We start from the raw sequence: 17,436 nt of genomic DNA on the forward strand, positions 1-17,436 counted from the left end.
TTGTCAGAAAACTGACGAGGATACCCGGCGCAACTGTCCATACCGTCTGCAGCAAATCGCCCAGCAAGCTACTGCCCCAGCTGGAACAGATCGTGCTCCCGAGGGAAGAGATGTCATACGCTTGACGATTAAACCAAATTCTTCAGAGTACTAGCTTCAATCCAATGGAAATATTCCGTCCCGGAAGGGGGGCGAGATATTTGAGTATGGAATTTTGCGGACGTGCTTCTACATTCAATAGATTATTTCCTGAAATAAAATAGACAAACTCATATCTTTTTACATTTACCTTATAACCTAATTGTCCTGTTAACAAAGAATAAGCTGGCATCGGCGGCTCAATATTGATATTTTTACCCAAATAACGTTGTTTCAGATACCGATCAAAATTGGCGTTCCCAAAAAACTTTTTATAGTGAAGTGCAACCGACATTCCATACCTACTGGTTGGTAGGTTGGGCATAAAGTCACCTTCTGCCCATTTGCGCATGTTGTCATCCGAAGTATTTATATTTTTGACAAGATCAGCGAAAACATTTAACGCTACATGACAATCTGAGGTCCATGCATAGGTATAGCCTCCCTCGAGCTCCCAGCCCTGAATTTCGGTATCTGAAGCACGCCATTCCTTAACCAAAAATCCTCCAGAACGAGAAATGCCTGTATGGGCCAAATACAGGTAATCTTTAAAAAAACTGCGGTAATGCGTCGCCGACCATTTGAATCCTCCATATTTTACTCCTGCGGATAACTCATAAGAATTTGAGCTTTCCTTGTTCAGTCGATCATCTCCACTTTCTTCTACCAGGATTGCAAAATGATCATTGCCGGCATAAAGTTCATTCACCCCTGGTGCGCGTTCTGCGTGTGAAAATGTAGCTTGTACATAGGCAATATCAAAAATTGAATACTTGATATCTCCCGAAAAATGGTTTAAGTTAAAATCTCGGGCTGAAAGATTACCTCCGGCCATCCCCCTGCTGCGCTGATAAGTGGGATCGCTCAATGTACGCCGCGCAACCCAGTCATGCCGATAGCCTAAATGAGCGGTAATTGGATTAAGTTCTATTGTCTGCAAGGTAAAGATCCCTCCTTCCCGACTCAGATTATTGGGGATATAACGCCGATCGCCTTCTCCCCTTAAGGTCACAACTGAAAAATCAACCCCACTCGTCCCAGACCAAAAAGGATTAAACTGTTGCGTTATCTCCGATCGAAATGCATGACGCTCACTATCGAACTTATTGACACGATACCTGCCCAGGAGCTCCCGGTCGTCTGATACCTCACCGCGGTAGTTAAATTTAACCGCCGAGATCAACTGTGTTTTTGGCTTAAAAGCAGCTTCTACCTGCCAGGCATACGAATAAGTGCGCGTATTGATCGGTTCATATATCGGGGTCCAAACTGTCGTGTGACTATGGACAGGCTTATTGCGCTGCGCAAAACCGGGAATACCATAATAGCTTTCAAGCGCGTAAAGCCCCAGACCTAGTTGAAAGTTGTCTCTGATATAGCTGGCACCTGCATTGACAGCATTTCTCGCGGCATGGCTATTGGGCATCACGCCACGCTTGACCGGTGCGTAATCGGTAATCCCATGAACGACTTCAGTGTAAAGTGGCGTGTTGGGATCCTGCCCAGCGACATATTTGTCATTTTGAGGGTTTAGGACCTTTGATCCATTGATAAATGAATAATCTTCAAAGGTATACAGATCGGCTTCCGATAAGCCCCACTTTGGATCGCCCATATGCTCGATCACGAACTGGCTCAAATAGGGATATAGCGTCAGATTTCGAATCGTCTCCCGATCGACATTGACCTGTGCCATTGCGGCGGTCAAATGATCGATCTTTGGATCATAAGCAATGGCTGCTTTTGTATTGCCCGGGATCTTGAGATTTCCGTGCGTGAGCCTCATTGCGCCAATATGTCCCACCCAGTACTTTCCAATGTTTGCATTGAAAGCCAGCGATTGGCTATTGCCATTATTCGTTCCTAACTCCGCACTGGCCTGACCTGTAATCTGCTTGGGCAGACGATTCATCGGAATGGTGTTGTCTTTAACATTGACCGCTCCACCAATGGCCTTTCCTCCGAATAATACAGTCGCAGCACCCTTGTATAATTCTATTTCGCGTAGGTTGTCCATATCGAAATTGGGGTTTATGTTTGGACTGATTCCCGATAAATCATTGATCGAAAGTCCATTGGACAGCACACTTACCCTGCTACCACTTAGACTCCGGATCATAGGCATACCCGAATTGGGGCCAAAAGAAGCATTTTGTATCCCAGGGATATGGCTCAATGTTTCACCAAGCGTTTGTGCCTGTATACGATCGAGCTGCTTTCGATCCAGCCTCGTCTTTTGCCCATGGCCCGGTACAAAGCCAGTGGTCTCCGCGGTCGGAAGCCTATAGCTTCGCAATGTATCCACTGCTGGTTTACGCTGTGATCGCACTGTTTGTGCGATAGATAATAGCATTAGAGATGCTAAAAAAACTTCTTTCTGATACCGTAACATCGTGTAGCCTATTCCTGTTTGAGCTGCAAAATTAAAAAAAAAAATTGCAAATGCAATATAGTTGCATTAATAATTTACAATCATTACCTTCGTCAAAAATTTACAGCACATGAAATACATCAACACAAAAATCGCCGTTGCGGGGGCACTGATTCTGATGCTCGGAGCTGCATCATCCTGTAAAAAGGAAACAGCGCCTACGCCCACTGAGATCTCGCTTTCGTTACCATCGCAGGTCAGCCTTCGCTACGGCGAAACACAGGAAATTAATCTACCGAAAGACCTATCTACAAACGCAGGACTTACGTTCAGCTTTGACTTTTCCCAGATTGCAGACATCAATTTGGGCAACGGGATTAAGCTCAGTGATAAATTGAACCAGGCCATCAAATTTGATAAAGAGAAACAAAGCATACTGATTAACAGCTCCCTACTCTATCCAAACGGAGCTCAATCGAGCAGCGCACGGATTCCCGATGATTATAAAGTCACTGTCATAGCCAAAGAATCTCAGGACAAAGTTGTAGGGAAAGAAAGTTTTTCGCTCAAGATAACGGCTGGATCTATTGCCATCAAAGGTTTAAAAAATGGCAACGAGTTGCCTTATTCATATGTACTTTATGGCGACCAATCTACTGATTTTGAAATCGATCCGCTGGGCCTACCAATTGATGGTGCTAGCTTTAATTTGGTTAAAAAGGATGGACAAGAAAACATTGCTTCAATAACAGGTACGCATATCAAATTAGCAAAGGATGCTGGAGATCCGGAAAAAAAAGCTGAAAAGTCTTTCGAGTTGACTCCCGAGCTTAAAAAAGATGGTTTTCCTGTCGCCGCCACGACTTTCAGGGTCATTCTGATTCCACAGATTAAATTTTTGTTTGGGCAATATTATCCCGATCTAAACTTGACCATAGACTTTAGTCTGATACATATCGGCCTCTCAAATGGTTATGTCTCTGCAGCGCCAACACTGTATCCCGAAAAATATAAATCTGCTTTTGAACTGGTTTCAATACAAAAAGATGGACTCGTATTTACAGATAGCGAAAAGCTGTTTAGTGTAAATGCCCAAACAGGCGTCGTTTCCGTGAAAAAGAGCGACAGTTTGAAAGCTGGCAACTATAAGGTGACCATAAAGGCCGTGACAACGACAGGGCTAGAATTTACGGCTAGTCTCACTTTAGCCATGTCTGAAGGATAATCGTACTATCCTGGTTTCATCCCCAAGCCATACTACTTATAAAAGCGCACTCCTGCAGTGCGCTTTTATCGTTCATGCCATCACGTATCATCTTCGCCCCCTATTGTTCCAAAATCAACCCTTTTTTACACCGGCACTTTTGATTGATAGAACAAACATAAAACACTTTAAATCAACAACAAATATATAAACCACATTAAAACAACAGCTGAACGAAAGGCATCGGAAGACTGACCGATTACAGACCTGATTTGATTTCACTTGAAGTTTTTTTTGACCACAAAATTGGCTACATTTGATTACTTAAATAAAAGCAGTATACAGCAGCAATTAACTGGAAATTTTATAACATTTCTTTATCTGGATCGATAAAAACACCCGGTTAAACTTCATTGATTATGGATCATAATATCAGCCTTGAAAACGATATTTTTAAGCATATTCCGCTAGAGCAGCACGTAGCGATTCAACAATACTTTAAATACAAAACCTACAAAAAAGCCGCTTTTATTATTAAACCGAATGATCTGGTAAAAGATCTGTATTGGATACAATCCGGATTGGTCAAACTCTCCTACGAAGATGAAAATTGCAGGGAGCATATCTTATCATTTGCCTTCGAAGATTGGTGGGAAACGGACTTTTCGGCATTTTATCATCAAACCCGGTCAAAGCTTTATTTACAATGCTTAGAGCCTACAGCCTTATATGCCTTATCTTATGCGGATTACCAGCGTATTGTGCAGCAGTATAGTCTGTCGAACTACTTTTTACAAAAATCGATCAATGGGCATATCGCCAATCAGCATAGAATACTGTCCTTGTTGACAGACAGCCCAAAATCCCGTTATGAACTTTTTATAAGCTCTTATCCTGCTTTGGTACAGCGCATGTCCAAAACGGTTCTTGCGCAGTATTTGGGCGTTTCAAGAGAAACGCTCAGCCGAATTTACAAATAGTGATTTCAGTCACAGGTTTATTTCTCGGGATCTCTCGAACTTTGTAGGCATTAAAAAACAGTGACTATGCAAAAGAGAACAATCAATCCCTGGAAGTGGCAAGAACAACGGAATTATGTACAAGCGGTAGAGGTAAAAGATGTAAGTAGAACCCTATATGTTTCAGGACAAACAGCAATTGACGAAAACGGCATCTCAAGTAATGCTGATATGCGTACGCAGCTATCGCTCGCTATCGCCAATGTGGAGCGCGTCATTTTAGAAGCAGGATATGAAATTTGCCATATCGTACGCTTGAACATCTACACGACATCTTCTGCCGAATTATTTCAAAATTTTGATCTATTTCAAACATGGGCTCAAAAGAACCAGCTACAACAAGCCTCCACTGTGATGGAAGTAAAACACCTTTTCGAAACACTTTTGGTTGAACTAGAGGTTACCGCGGTCAAATAAAATCATTCACTTGATTACCTACAACTGGCTATTTGTTACGGCCAAATACCTGCCTTCGATCGTATTTTCATCGGGTTTTCATCGGGTACTGACCGGATTATCCCGATGAAATCCCGATGCCATCCCGATGAGATCTACTGGAAACGCAGGAGCTGATCAGCAGAAGGACCGAAGAAGATCGGGATTTGACTAAAAAACGTCTCCCCGTTAAGGAAGACGTCTTCAATAAGCTGGCTAAGGTTTCCTATGGCCTGCCTTTTTATTCATACGCCCTAAGAGCCTGCTCGTCGCAAAGCTAACAACCGTGCCCAGCGCAGCCGTTAATACCGTCTGCAGCAAATCGCCCAGGGAGATACTGGCCCAGATGGAACAGATGGTGCCCCCGAGGGCAGAGATACGGATATCATTGATTTTCATCAGCTTCACTCCTTTCCTTGGGCAACATCAGCAGGTCGGAATTATTTTCAGGTGGAGACTTTTCCTCTTCCATAACTGTTTCCAAGATGCCCAGGCCCACAGCGATATATTTCAAAATGTTACCCGCCTTTCCGGGCCATTTAACGGGAGCCGCAAGAACCACCTGCAGCACTTTTCCTATTTTATTTAAGATTTTTTTCATTTATCGAATATTCAAATACACTTCATCCCCCATATCCCAAAGACTGTACACCAGTGCCTTAAGTTTTGCCAAGGCCTTGCCGCTGTAATCTCCTCTCCCTTCACCCGTTAGTACCGTTACCGGGGCAATGCAGCCCTGCAGCTCTTTCAAAGCATTGTTGGCGGCATGGATCAGAATTGCTTCACGGCCGAGCACCATCGGGATGCCGATCTGTTCGCCATGCTTGGGGTAACGCCGTTTCTCCAGCTTGTACCGACCTAATGGAATACAGCTTATCCGCGGAATGTTATTTCTGTCGGGCAGCTCGATGGTATGACAGATTTCTTCACCCTGATACGTAATGGTACCGTTGGTTCCCTGTGCTCCATATTTGCGTTGGAGCAGCAGAGTGTGTTGAATAGCCATATTTAGCTAATGGATAGTTTGCCCAGATAGAAACTCGGAGAGGTCTTGACACCATCCTCATGACCGGTAAATACCCAACCTTCCAGCGTGTCACCCGAGTAGCTGGCAGGTAGCTTGAAACTCAGGCTTGCTTCTTCGCGAGTCGCAGACTCTAGGATACTGAAGAAATTCTTGTTGCTGTTGTACATCAACAGAATAACCGAATCACCAGCGAAAGCGTTAAACTTATTGAGCTCCGCCTCCCATGTCAACGTGATCTCCTGCGGAAAAGCTTCTGACCATTCGGCACCCATCAGATTTGCTAATGAGCCCTTGGAAATAAGCACCTTCCCATAATCTATTTCCCATGCTGGGTAAGTGCCTTTGATGCCCCCATAGTTCATGAGATATTGCAGCGCCTTGTTGTATCCTGTAGCTTTGCCCTGCAATTTGTCCGAATAGCCCAGGTTGAGTAAATCCTTGATCGGAGAAAGAAAAGCTACTGCCGTTGCGAATTTTGTACGCTGTGCGACCTGTCCTTCACTCGCTTTTTTGTTTGTAATCTTGGAGAGCGAGCGGACATAATCCACACCTCTCCAACTGCTTCCTATTACACTTCCCACTTTCCCAGAGTAGGCCCCGTGTATACCTTTTAAGAATCTTGCCATGTTTATACATGTTTGATTAATAAATAATTAAGACTGTCATGAGCAGTCTTTGTTTTGCTAGCGAGAGCTAAATTAAGGCGACTTTTTTTTGTAGGCGAACAAGTACAGGGAATGATATTATACGGCAGGCAGTGCTGTCATTGCCTGTCAACTTTAACAAATAGGCAGATGCTCGGCTGTCCTTTGGGTAGTTATGGGATTGCCTTCGGGAGGTATTCGGCACAGATTGCAGACAGCTTCGACACAGCCTCGGCTGCTGTTCGGGTATTGTTCGGGTGCTGCTCGGCTGGGAGTCGAAGCCAAGTCGAAGAGTTGCCGAAGCTCGCCCGAAGGAGCGTCGAACATGTCCCCTAGCTGTGTCGGAGCAGAGCCGAAGGAAAGCCACAAAGTTCCCGAACCTCTGCCGAACCATACCGACGTGAAAGACCTTGTGTTTGCCGGCTCTCTGAAAATTAAAAAGGAGCCGAAAAGGCCCCTCTTTGACAACTCGCTATATCCGCCCCTTCCGCCTGCTTTCTTCCAGTTGCTGGTGTAAATCCGACAGGTAATAATAGTGCCGCTTGCCCAGCTTCCTCGGCCTGAGCTTTCCTTCACGGACCAGCCGGTAATACTTCGATTCTGAAATACCCAATTTATCGAGTACATGAGCGATATCGAGCATATTATCCAGTCCGTCGGCTGTATCCAATGTTTCAGCCGGAATCTTATTCATTTCTTCCGTTATATGCTTCAATATCGCTTTCAGTAAGGAGGTTATGACCTCCAAAAGGTCACATATGCGATTCAGTAAATTTAACATAACCATGCAATTAGACATGCTGGTCGCCGAAACAAGCCGCTTTGCACAATGGGCATTGTGCAGGGGCTCCATCACCACAGCGTTAAACAATACATCCATTTTAAGCCAGATTAAATTCCTCTTCCAATTTGTTTTCATCTAGCGTATCTATTATTCCCCAAAAATTATTGATGTTGTTGCGTAGTTCACGCGAAGGCGTAACCAGAATTTTGAGTTTTTCCTCCGGCAACAATCTATGTAGTTTCTGTTTTATTTCAGCGTTGAGCTCCAACATGGTGGGCCGATTTACGGGCACGCGAAAAAAGAGCATATTAACATACACTTTTGCCCGTATTTTGACCAACCAGGGATTTTCACGCAGCACTTTGGTCGTTACGTCTATCCGACAAAACTTGCCATCATGCAGATAGACATCTGCCGTACGTTGTTCTTTATAGATGATCACCGCGTTTAGGCATTTTATCGTTTTACCTCCTATCGGTTCTTCACCCTCCCATTTGCGCAAGAGATATACCATCAGTGCCAGCCGATCCCGATTGCGTTGCCATAGGCTGAGCAGCACAGCCTGTGATTCTGCTTTTGTCAAAGACGAGAGATCCATCGTTGCTGTCTGGGCGTTATTCCAGGAGAGTTGCCGTGAACTCCTTTCCAGCTGGTCAGTCGTATTTTCACGGACAGCTAGATTTTCACGCATTCCGGATCCGATGTCTAACAGAAGTGGTGATGGACGTCTATCGAGACGAGTTTTAGACTCGGGTAAATGAACCGTCAGCAGACCAAGGGATTGCCAATCCAGCAATACCCATTTCGGAAAACGGTACACAAAAAGTATATATGCGATCACTATCGGAAAGAAAAACAAAAAATCGGTTGTCAGATACCATCTCGAAAGCACGATTAATCCCGGCCTATCCGGTAGCAATACTTCGAGTACAACTCCATGAAGAGCCAGTACAACGCAAATTGAGCACAGCAGATAAATCATAAAATTAAGCTTACCGTTCCTACCAAACCGTTTCCGAAGGACCAGAACTGTATGCATATAGCTGATCAGCAAGGCGTAGACCAGCAGCAGCAAAACCGTACCTATCCATACAGCCATAAAGCGTTTGTTATGGACACGTTCAACCACTTTACTACCAGCAGAACCCAGATTTATGATCAAAGCAATGATAAAGCAAAAGAAAATGTAAAGCGGATAATAGAATATTCGGATCCATCGGACGCTCACAATTTTTAATAAATACGAAAACAACCTTTTATTTTTATTTAATTTACCCGACGGCATACTGGTTACAAATTAGTTAGGCGATTGGCTTAAAAAAAATACTTATCTCAAATTTACAAAATTTCTTTTAAATAACACTTATTTTCCCCCTGAAACATTCCGTCAAAATTTACGGAAAGCTGTCATATCTGTTCCAAACACTTGCTTTCCGTGGTTTTAGCCGATTTATTTGTGGTTTTACGAAATAGCAAAAATATGAAAAGAACATTTGACCAAGCGGGTGTTAACGACCTGCAACAGTTTGTATTGGCCACACTCCATGCCGATCGTCTTGCGATGATCAACTTTGTCATGAGTGACCTCGCTGGCTTTATGCTGACCTATTTTGATCTGCGCCCCAGCCAGATCCAATATCTGAACAATATGTCTACGGCACTCAAAACCGAGCTTAGCATTGGGATTGCCGACAGCTGGAACAACGGACTGGCCGTTGACTTCCAAAAGAACAGCAGTTCGGTCGATGAAGAAGAAGACACACCAAAGGATATCATCCTTTCACGATACAATTCATCCAGTGATTTACCTGTTGCGAACAGCTTGTTGCCGACAGGTTATTTTTCTATCCGCATTGTTTATCGGAATGCAGCACGTAGCTGATCCACGTTTCCCCGAAACAGACGTGGCATATTCCCCAAAATTAACAGCTATATGCAGACCGAATCATTCAGGTTGATAGAAGCAGAAATGGATTTTGTGAGCAAGAGTACGCTCACAAAATCCTTTCATCAGCGGCTACCCGATAGCCGAACCAGACTGCTTTGCAATCAACAAATTAGCATCTTTGAGGAGTATCTAGAGACAGGAAATCTGGAGAGCTATTGCTATCAGCTCGAGGTGAGCAGTGCAACAACAATTCGCTTTGACATACGCAGCCCGCAGACACACCTGCTCTACCATCTCGCTGGGCGTACGCCGATCCAATACAGCCAGCCGCAAGTCAATGCCGAATTTATTTTTCGTCCCAAACATGGCGCATTTTTTTATGCTCCGGAGACAATAATTGCGCTAAAATTCGAACCTGGAAAGTATCATATTCAAGGATTTACCCTCCCCCTAGATCTGCTGCACATCGGTGGTGTGCCTGGCTTTGAGTATCTAGCCAGCCTTATCGCTGCACACAAAGGCAAACTCGCACAGTACCGTGTCAGTCTTGATTTTGCGGCGATGGAGCAAACACGACGGACATTCTCCGAACTTACGGAAGAGCTCAATAAAAAGCCCCTGATCCCTAAAAGCATCATCCTCCATACGATTCAGGATCTGCTCCTTTTGAGCAAAAATAAGCTATTGAAAGCCGCAGGGCTGCTGAGCCACCAGGATCTTTTGGTCGAACAGGCGCGGGAACTGATCAGTAAGCGCATTGCTGAAACCGAGGAAATGACATGGATAAAAGATATCGCTGACAGCCTGCATATACAAGAAGATCAGCTCAATAGATACCATATGCAACGCTATGGAGAAACCCTACTGCACCACCGTAATCGAGAATTGCTAAAAAAGGCAAAACACTTACTGTGTCAGGATTTACGCGTACATCTTGTGTCAGACTTATGTGGCTTTGGCCAAATTTCAAGTTTCAGCCGGTTTTTCAAAAGTGAGAGCGGACTGTCTCCAAAAAAGTTCCAATATCAAATGCGCCTTCCAAAAGACAGCAGTTAGCAAGTAGATTCACGGATTTTGTCAAATGCTGATACGGTTTGTGTCAAATTATGCGCCCCAGCTGTATCTAGCTTTGAATCAGTGAACCAAATACCCCTAGGACTGGGTGAATTTATAAACAGAAAAGTATGATCAAGCAAGAGCATATACAACGTACAGAACGAGTCAGGATGCATTTTTTAAACGAGCAACCATTTGCCGCGGATTTGAGAACCCCGCATCGGCAATGGCCTTCACAACTGGTGCAGCGAACGTATACTGGTCTGGCCAAGATAAAGCTTTTGCGTCAAGCAACCTGCTGCTGTGCCGGCCCTGTACGTGACCGGCACGGACGCAGGTTTACGACATTCCCGTGTGGCGGTACGATACAGCATTTACCCGAAAAGGGCTGGCCTAATGCGGCGTTTCGGTCAGCTCCAGCAGAATCTGTGAAACCGGATATATTGACGATTTATCTGATTAATTAACAAGATTTGTCTAATTAAAATTTTGCACTATGGCACTATTTCAATTAAATGATCCAAGTAACCCTGGTAATCCAGACAGTTATTCAGCAGGATCACCTGGTTGTTCGGGCAATAATCAAATCTGTACTATCGACGCTCCTAATGTTGGGGGAAAACCAGATATTACAGAAGATTTGAGAAACGAAATGCTCGAAGCTTTAAATACCAGGTCGAATACATCGCATGTAACATTAAAGTCGTAAACATGCTGTTTTAATAATAGGGTGCATACATCATGCACCCTAATTTTGTTAATCTACCAATACAAAAACCTCTGTTGCTCTTTTTGCCTTCACTAGATCATAACCTGCGTCACGCAGTAAAGATCTTAGTTCATCAAAAGATTGATGTGGTCTCGTAGGAATTTTGTTATTCAATGTACTTTCATCCAAGATGACTGGATATGCCATATTGAGATCTGCCATAAATACAAAATCTCTTTTGGACTGGCCGACCTCATGCATATTTTTACTTTTGCCCTTGCCATCAATAATAACCCAACAATCAATCATTCTTTTTTCAATCGATGTCTTTACATGTAACCTATTGTCGAGATCCTGAATAATATTCCGCATCCGTTTATCTTTTGAGTTTCTCTCTGTAAATTCAAATTCGTACGAGATCGCATTTTTTAATAACCAATCTTCCTCGTAGCCATCCCGATCGGAGGCATAACTATATTTTTCCGGATGGGCCGACTCTATTATGATCCGATCAGCTTTCATATATGGCAATCGCGTAATTTTTCCATAAGCATGCATATAGGCCGAAATTATCGGCACATTGATCATGTACTCCCGTATAATGCTCGAATCAGACGAAATATCCGTACCAAACTTGGTATCGGCATCTGGAATATAGCCAGTCAGAGCAGCATAAGATCTGAGAGGATAATGCATATCCTTCAGTGATTTCGAATAGTCAAAAGTTTTAAAATCATTTTTCTGAGGAACATCAAGTCTACCCTCTTTGAGCATGGTGTTTACCATCTTTTCATCCAAGTATTCAACATGAGTAATTCCTTTCACTAGACCATCGAGAATCCATACAACATGAGAAACGGTCTGATGCGGAAAAAGCGTCTTTAGATTCTTATCTTCAACGATAAATTTCAAATCTGTGGCAGCTATAACATCATTTAACTCCCTCATTTTAGCCATCCGGCCGCGATTTTCATAGGTCACAGGATAAATCTGAATATCTTTTCCAAATCTCTTGGCAACCTTAGACAGCCTAGGCAGCGCGGCAATACAACTTGAACAAGACGAATTCATAAAGTCAAGAATGACGAGGCGCGCAGCCTGTTGTGAAAACTTTCCTAACGGAACACCATCTTCAAGAGTCCCCATATCCACATTGGGCATTTTCATTCCAATAGTCAATGTATCTGTCTGAGAAGTGCTACAATAAGCAGTCTGTATTGTATGCAATAACAAAGCTATAACACACATATTTTTAATCAATTTTTTCATTTTATCGTTCAGTTTGAGTAAGCATAGAATTGTTGAGTACAGCAAATGGTATCAAAAAAGTATATTGAGGAGCATTCGGCTGTAATTCTGCCAGTTTTTCTGGCCACGATCTTTTTAAAGTCACAGCCGTTTCGGCCTTTAAGTTCAATCTTTTTAGATCTGGCCAGCGCCGCTGGCGCATAATCAGTTCTTTTCTCCTTTCCTGTAAGATAAAATCCAATAGTGTAACCGGATCAGTATCTGTACGATCTGTATACGTACCAGATTTCCAACGCGACCTTAACAGATCGTTGATATCCTTTCGTGCCAAAGCAATCTTGCCTAGCCGAGCATTTGATTCAGCCCTGATCAGATACATCTCGTCTACAGCCAAGCCACTGAAGGGAGCCTGATTCAAAACACCGTCATAATTTCCTTTGAAAGAATAGGTACCGTCGTTATTATTAATAAAAAACACTGTCCTGCGCAGATCGTTAGCCTGATAGACTTCCATTAGTTCTGCCGACACTTTCCAACGTGTGCGGGTATAAGTCGCACTCCCGCTTGAAATAGCCTGAAATAACACCTCCGTATTAAATCTCGAAATCGGCGTATTACTCGACTGGTTCAGCACATTAAAGTCCAATAAAGAAGCATTTCGTTGCAGACATTTATCTGCATAATACGCAGCCTGCTCATAATCTTGGAGATAAAGATATACTCTTGCCAATAAAGCCAAACTGGCTGTGTATGAAGGTCTGGAGGTCTTATCATTGTTATCTTTCAGTAGCTCGGTAGCCGACCGTAAATCGGCTAGCAACTGCTCATAGAATTCCCCAATGGTCACTCTCGGACTATGCTCCTCAATATTCGGCGTTTTACGGTAAGGAATAGCTATTTTTGCAGCATTGCTTTTATCCGCTCTGGGCAAATCCACAAATAGCTCACCCAAGGCTAGATGCGCATAAGCCCTAAAAAATAAGGCTTTACCTTTTAGTTGTTCCGAGCGATCATTGCTGGGCAATTTATCAATCATTGCAAGTACTTGATTAGCATTATAAACCACCCGATAAGAGGCGGACCATTGCGTGGCAGGTGGGGCTGCCTGTATGTTCCATACAAACAGGTCCCTATCCTCGTCAATCGTGATCGCAGACCAGTCTGCATAGCTCATCTGAAAATTGTCGCTACACAATTCACCGATATAAGGATAACCCTGATTTAACATGCTATAATTATCCATCAAGGCCTCTCCATCTTCAATAGATTCTGGAATAGCCATTTTTAGATCAGCTTTTTTGTCTAAAAATTTATCACAGCCAACTAAGGCAAACAGTAGGGCTGTGATAAAGAAAATAGGATATCTTTTCATTCTCAATTCGTGTTAAATGACAGTTCGATTTATAAGTTCAGTGTTGCGCCCAGCGTGTACGTACGTGGGATTGGTATGGAGCGGTAATAATCGGAATCCACATTATATCCTGTCTTCTTCCAGATGATCAAGTTCATATTATCCATATTAAAAAATACCTGACCACGGATTTTCCCTTTGCCCAGTCCATTAAAATTATAATTCACATTAATGTCCTTTATGCGGATGGCATCTCCCCGCTCAACGACCGCGTCCGAGAATGTATAAAAATTGTCCCGGGCATTATTTAACGGATATATAAAAGCAGGTACATTGGTATTCAGCTCATCCCCTGGCTGACGCCAGCGATTGTCAAAATCCTCATGCATAGTCCAGTAATTTGCTAAAGCCGAATAATTTATTGTCGGTCTTCTAAATACGAACTTAAACTTGTATTGAATATTTGTACTCAAAGACCAAGGGCCGTAGTTAAAGGTGTTACGTACAAAACCCGAATATAGCGGAATCGTTGATCCCATAAATTTTAGCGTCTCCAGAGGTGAAGAAGCAAATTTTGTATACTCTTTACTCTTCTCGCCATTCATCCAACCTAAGGGCTCACCAGTCTGTGGATCCAGTCCTGCAAATGGGTAGGCATACAGTCCGTATAGATCGCGGCCTTCCACCGGATTCGGTGAGGTAGCTGCATCAAGGTATGAATCTGCCCGTGCAGGCCTATAGTTGTATTTTTTAGTAATATTCCGCTGATAATTGAATATCAGATTGGAAATCCACGAGAATTTGTTTCCTTTTATATTCAAGGTTTGTAGATTAGCTTCAATGCCGCGTCCGGCAAAATGGGCCACATTCAAGATCTGTGAATCAAATCCTGTTGTTGGATCGACCATCCCCCGGGCAACGATATCCCGCCCATCTTTCTTATAAAAATCAACAGTTCCCGAAATACGATTGCCGAGAGCAGCAAAATCAAGCCCGAGATTAAAAACACCAACCTTTTCAGACCTGTAATCCGGATTGGAAGGATTGACCATATAGGCATAAGTATACGAAGTGATACTATGTGTTCCGCTATATTCCATAATCGGATTGGCCGAGTAAGAATTATTGGCATTGCCATTATAGCCATAGGTACCCCTGATTTTCAATCGAGATAGCGCATCGAAATGATAAAAAGACTCCTTTGTTATGTCCCATGCTAAGCCAGCAGACCAAAGCGGTTGCCACCTGTTGTTTGTTGACACGCCAAATAGATTAGAGGCATCCCTGCGTATGCTTCCACTCAGAAAATACCGATCCAAAAAGGTATAGGTCGCATTACCAAAGAAAGAAGTGAACCGTTGATTCAGCTCGTCAAATCTGACGCCATCAATGATCTGTCCTGATCCCATGATCCCATTCAGCAAAGGGAAATTGGTCAGGTAATTCACACGTGCATAACTCAATGTATTGCGAGCATAACCATAGAGGTTGTGCCCGTCCATCCGATTGTTCAAATCCTTCATTTCAGCTCCAACGATGGCATTGATTTTATGTCGATCCCGATCGAATGATTGATCCCAAGCCAGATTTCCCCTTAGGTAATGTGAATTTATGATACCATTGTTTTGGTAAAAGATATCACCGATTGGCACATTTCGTGTTATCGTAGTCGGCGTCCATTGCGTAAACATATTGATGTAATGCTGTGTAAAATAAGAATCAATCCCCTGCCAGTTGGTTATTTTATTTGCTGACTTCTGAAATTGATAGGCTACATTTGCGCTTATGAAAGGTGTCAATTTCCAGTTCGCACTTAAATTGAGCGTGACATCTTCGGTACTATTTTTATTTTCGCTGCTGGCAATTTCATTGAAGATATTGTAGTGGGCCGGCATGAGCCTTCCCCCTGCAAGCGTATCGATGTACGATTTACGGATCGTAACCGTCTCCAGATCAACAGCCTTTCCATTGTCGTCGACCAACCTGAGATAAGGATAAAAACTACGTCCCGCGCCAGAATACAGGGAGCCAAAAGCAAGCTGAGAATCAGTACCCATCCCTTTGATGGCAGAGTTTCCATACATCAGCTGCATGCCGATCTCCAACTGTTTGACGGGGCGGATGTTTGTCACTAACCGGGCCGTAACTCTTTCCAGCCCCCCATTTTGAATATTATTACGGTTTTTATCGTACCCCACACTCGCCTGAAAATCATAGTTAGCACTGCCTCCAGTTATATTGGTTGCATATTGCTGGTTATAGCTGTTTCTATAGATGTACTTTAAGTAGTCTTTTCGCACATCCTCTTTACTCCATTCAGCTTTCTGACGATCATAGGCTATTTGATCGATCTCGCCTTTGCGTAGCCTGTCCATTAACACAACCATTGGGGTAATGCTCCGATCCAAAGAAGTGATCTGCCAGTCGAAAAACTTGTTTTTAAATAACAGCTCTTCCATCTCCATAAAAGATGAACTGGACATGTAAGGTTTTTTATAGATATCCGGCTTTTCACCCAACTGGCTTGCTACCTGGACTGACAGTTTTAGTTTACCGTCCTTAGTCCCTCTTTTAGAAGTCAATACGATAACTCCATTCGCTGCTCGGGTTCCCCAGATGGACGCCGCCGCAGCATCTTTAAGGATGGTTACCGACTCAATATCGTTGGGGTTTATATTTGCGATATCACCCTCGTAAGGAAAGTTATCCAATATAACCAGTGGATTATAATAACCATAGTAGGTTGAAGTTGTACGGACAGATAATTGCTGCAAGGGGGACAGTCCTTCCACCCTTTTCTCAAAACGGAGCGCAGGCGATAAGCCTTCCAGCCGATTTATAATGTTAGTACTTTTGCTGATATTAAGTTGCTGTTTTCCGATTACTTCAAAACTCCCCGTCGCCCGTTCCTTCGGAATCTTTTGATATCCTGTAGAGACTACGTCCACCTCTTCCAATTGATTCTCCAGTGGTATCAATTTTATAGCCAATGATACTCCGGCAGTATATGAAGTTTCTAAGCGCTTGAATCCCACATGGGAGAACGAAACTATACCTTTAGGATTGGAAACTGGTAATGAAAATGAACCATCATTTTTAGAAGAGGTCCTACCCTTTTCACCTTCGACACGGATGGAAACACCTTGGATCGGCTTACCGTCGACAGACGATACCACAGTACCGCTAATAGCTAACAGCCCTTCCGCCCCGCTGTCCTTGCGGGGCGTCTGAGCCGATAAACTAAACATATGAAACAAACATGCCAGAATAAGCAGGGCATGTTTGTTCTTCAATGCCTTTGAAAGACAAATAATAGCATTGAAAACTAAAAAGTATAGATTCAGCGGTAACTGTATCACACCCTTTACGCCCATTGTCGTCGGCACAGGAGTACATGCCGACATGATCTGCCTCAGACTATATACCATACAATCGAGGGAGTACTTTTTACCCCATTCGAATTGAACTTTTTTTAATTTATTTTTTCCAGCGCCATTTAAGGTCGCCAGATATGCTACCTTATCCAATAAGGCAGACATCAGATTTGATCTGTTTGTCATCT

The 17,436-nt window shown here is 43.3% G+C and carries 15 protein-coding genes; 6 read left to right on the forward strand and 9 right to left on the reverse strand.

Annotated features, from left to right (window positions below; all coding sequences use genetic code 11):
* Positions 1-142: 142 nt before the first annotated feature.
* Positions 143-2,491: a TonB-dependent receptor gene (locus AACH28_RS05245; RefSeq protein WP_341832414.1), complete on the reverse strand. Its 2,349-nt coding sequence runs from the start codon at positions 2,489-2,491 to the stop codon at positions 143-145.
* Between the two features lie 148 nt (positions 2,492-2,639).
* Between AACH28_RS05245 and AACH28_RS05250 the strand changes: the two genes are divergently transcribed.
* From AACH28_RS05250 to AACH28_RS05260, 3 genes are all read left to right on the forward strand, one after another.
* A complete protein-coding gene (locus AACH28_RS05250; RefSeq protein WP_341832415.1) occupies positions 2,640-3,734 on the forward strand; it encodes a hypothetical protein in 1,095 nt (364 codons plus the stop codon).
* A gap of 398 nt (positions 3,735-4,132) precedes the next feature.
* Entirely contained in the window at positions 4,133-4,693 is a 561-nt protein-coding gene (locus AACH28_RS05255) for a Crp/Fnr family transcriptional regulator (protein WP_153847791.1), read from the forward strand.
* Positions 4,694-4,759: 66 nt separating this feature from the next.
* The gene (locus AACH28_RS05260) at positions 4,760-5,149 is read left to right on the forward strand and encodes a RidA family protein (RefSeq protein ID WP_341832416.1); all 390 of its coding nucleotides are present in this window, start codon (positions 4,760-4,762) and stop codon (positions 5,147-5,149) included.
* Positions 5,150-5,552: 403 nt separating this feature from the next.
* Here the strand turns inward: AACH28_RS05260 and AACH28_RS05265 are convergent, their stop codons facing one another.
* The 5 genes from AACH28_RS05265 to AACH28_RS05285 all read right to left on the reverse strand — a co-directional run bounded on the left by AACH28_RS05265 (position 5,553) and on the right by AACH28_RS05285 (position 8,784).
* Complete coding sequence (locus AACH28_RS05265) at positions 5,553-5,768, reverse strand: hypothetical protein (protein WP_341832417.1); 216 nt, start codon at positions 5,766-5,768, stop codon at positions 5,553-5,555.
* Positions 5,769-6,173 carry a DUF5675 family protein gene (locus tag AACH28_RS05270; protein WP_341832418.1) on the reverse strand — a complete coding sequence of 135 codons (405 nt, stop codon included), beginning with the start codon at positions 6,171-6,173 and terminating at the stop codon, positions 5,769-5,771.
* Between the two features lie 2 nt (positions 6,174-6,175).
* Positions 6,176-6,820: a DUF6266 family protein gene (locus AACH28_RS05275; RefSeq protein ID WP_088161345.1), complete on the reverse strand. Its 645-nt coding sequence runs from the start codon at positions 6,818-6,820 to the stop codon at positions 6,176-6,178.
* A gap of 490 nt (positions 6,821-7,310) precedes the next feature.
* Positions 7,311-7,718 (reverse strand): helix-turn-helix domain-containing protein, encoded by a 408-nt coding sequence (locus AACH28_RS05280; protein WP_341832419.1) that lies wholly within the window; start codon positions 7,716-7,718, stop codon positions 7,311-7,313.
* A gap of 1 nt (position 7,719) precedes the next feature.
* Positions 7,720-8,784, reverse strand: coding sequence for a hypothetical protein (locus AACH28_RS05285; protein WP_232475763.1), 1,065 nt, complete (start codon positions 8,782-8,784; stop codon positions 7,720-7,722).
* A gap of 318 nt (positions 8,785-9,102) precedes the next feature.
* On the opposite strand from AACH28_RS05285, the gene AACH28_RS05290 reads away from it, so the two are divergent.
* The 3 genes from AACH28_RS05290 to AACH28_RS05300 all read left to right on the forward strand — a co-directional run bounded on the left by AACH28_RS05290 (position 9,103) and on the right by AACH28_RS05300 (position 11,275).
* Positions 9,103-9,504 carry a hypothetical protein gene (locus tag AACH28_RS05290; RefSeq protein WP_088161342.1) on the forward strand — a complete coding sequence of 134 codons (402 nt, stop codon included), beginning with the start codon at positions 9,103-9,105 and terminating at the stop codon, positions 9,502-9,504.
* A gap of 51 nt (positions 9,505-9,555) precedes the next feature.
* Positions 9,556-10,566 carry a helix-turn-helix domain-containing protein gene (locus AACH28_RS05295; RefSeq protein ID WP_341832420.1) on the forward strand — a complete coding sequence of 337 codons (1,011 nt, stop codon included), beginning with the start codon at positions 9,556-9,558 and terminating at the stop codon, positions 10,564-10,566.
* Between the two features lie 496 nt (positions 10,567-11,062).
* Entirely contained in the window at positions 11,063-11,275 is a 213-nt protein-coding gene (locus AACH28_RS05300; protein ID WP_341832421.1) for a hypothetical protein, read from the forward strand.
* Between the two features lie 48 nt (positions 11,276-11,323).
* On the opposite strand, the gene AACH28_RS05305 is transcribed toward AACH28_RS05300, so the two are convergent.
* The 3 genes from AACH28_RS05305 to AACH28_RS05315 are packed head-to-tail and all read right to left on the reverse strand — an operon-like array spanning position 11,324 to position 17,434.
* Positions 11,324-12,544: a thioredoxin family protein gene (locus AACH28_RS05305; RefSeq protein ID WP_341832422.1), complete on the reverse strand. Its 1,221-nt coding sequence runs from the start codon at positions 12,542-12,544 to the stop codon at positions 11,324-11,326.
* A gap of 1 nt (position 12,545) precedes the next feature.
* A complete protein-coding gene (locus tag AACH28_RS05310) occupies positions 12,546-13,895 on the reverse strand; it encodes a RagB/SusD family nutrient uptake outer membrane protein (protein WP_341832423.1) in 1,350 nt (449 codons plus the stop codon).
* A 29-nt stretch (positions 13,896-13,924) separates the two neighbouring features.
* Positions 13,925-17,434 carry a SusC/RagA family TonB-linked outer membrane protein gene (locus tag AACH28_RS05315; protein WP_341832424.1) on the reverse strand — a complete coding sequence of 1,170 codons (3,510 nt, stop codon included), beginning with the start codon at positions 17,432-17,434 and terminating at the stop codon, positions 13,925-13,927.
* Between the last annotated feature and the right edge of the window lie 2 nt (positions 17,435-17,436).

The sequence above is a fragment of the Sphingobacterium thalpophilum genome, from assembly GCF_038396785.1.
In the GTDB taxonomy this organism is placed as follows: Bacteria; Bacteroidota; Bacteroidia; order Sphingobacteriales; family Sphingobacteriaceae; genus Sphingobacterium; species Sphingobacterium thalpophilum_A.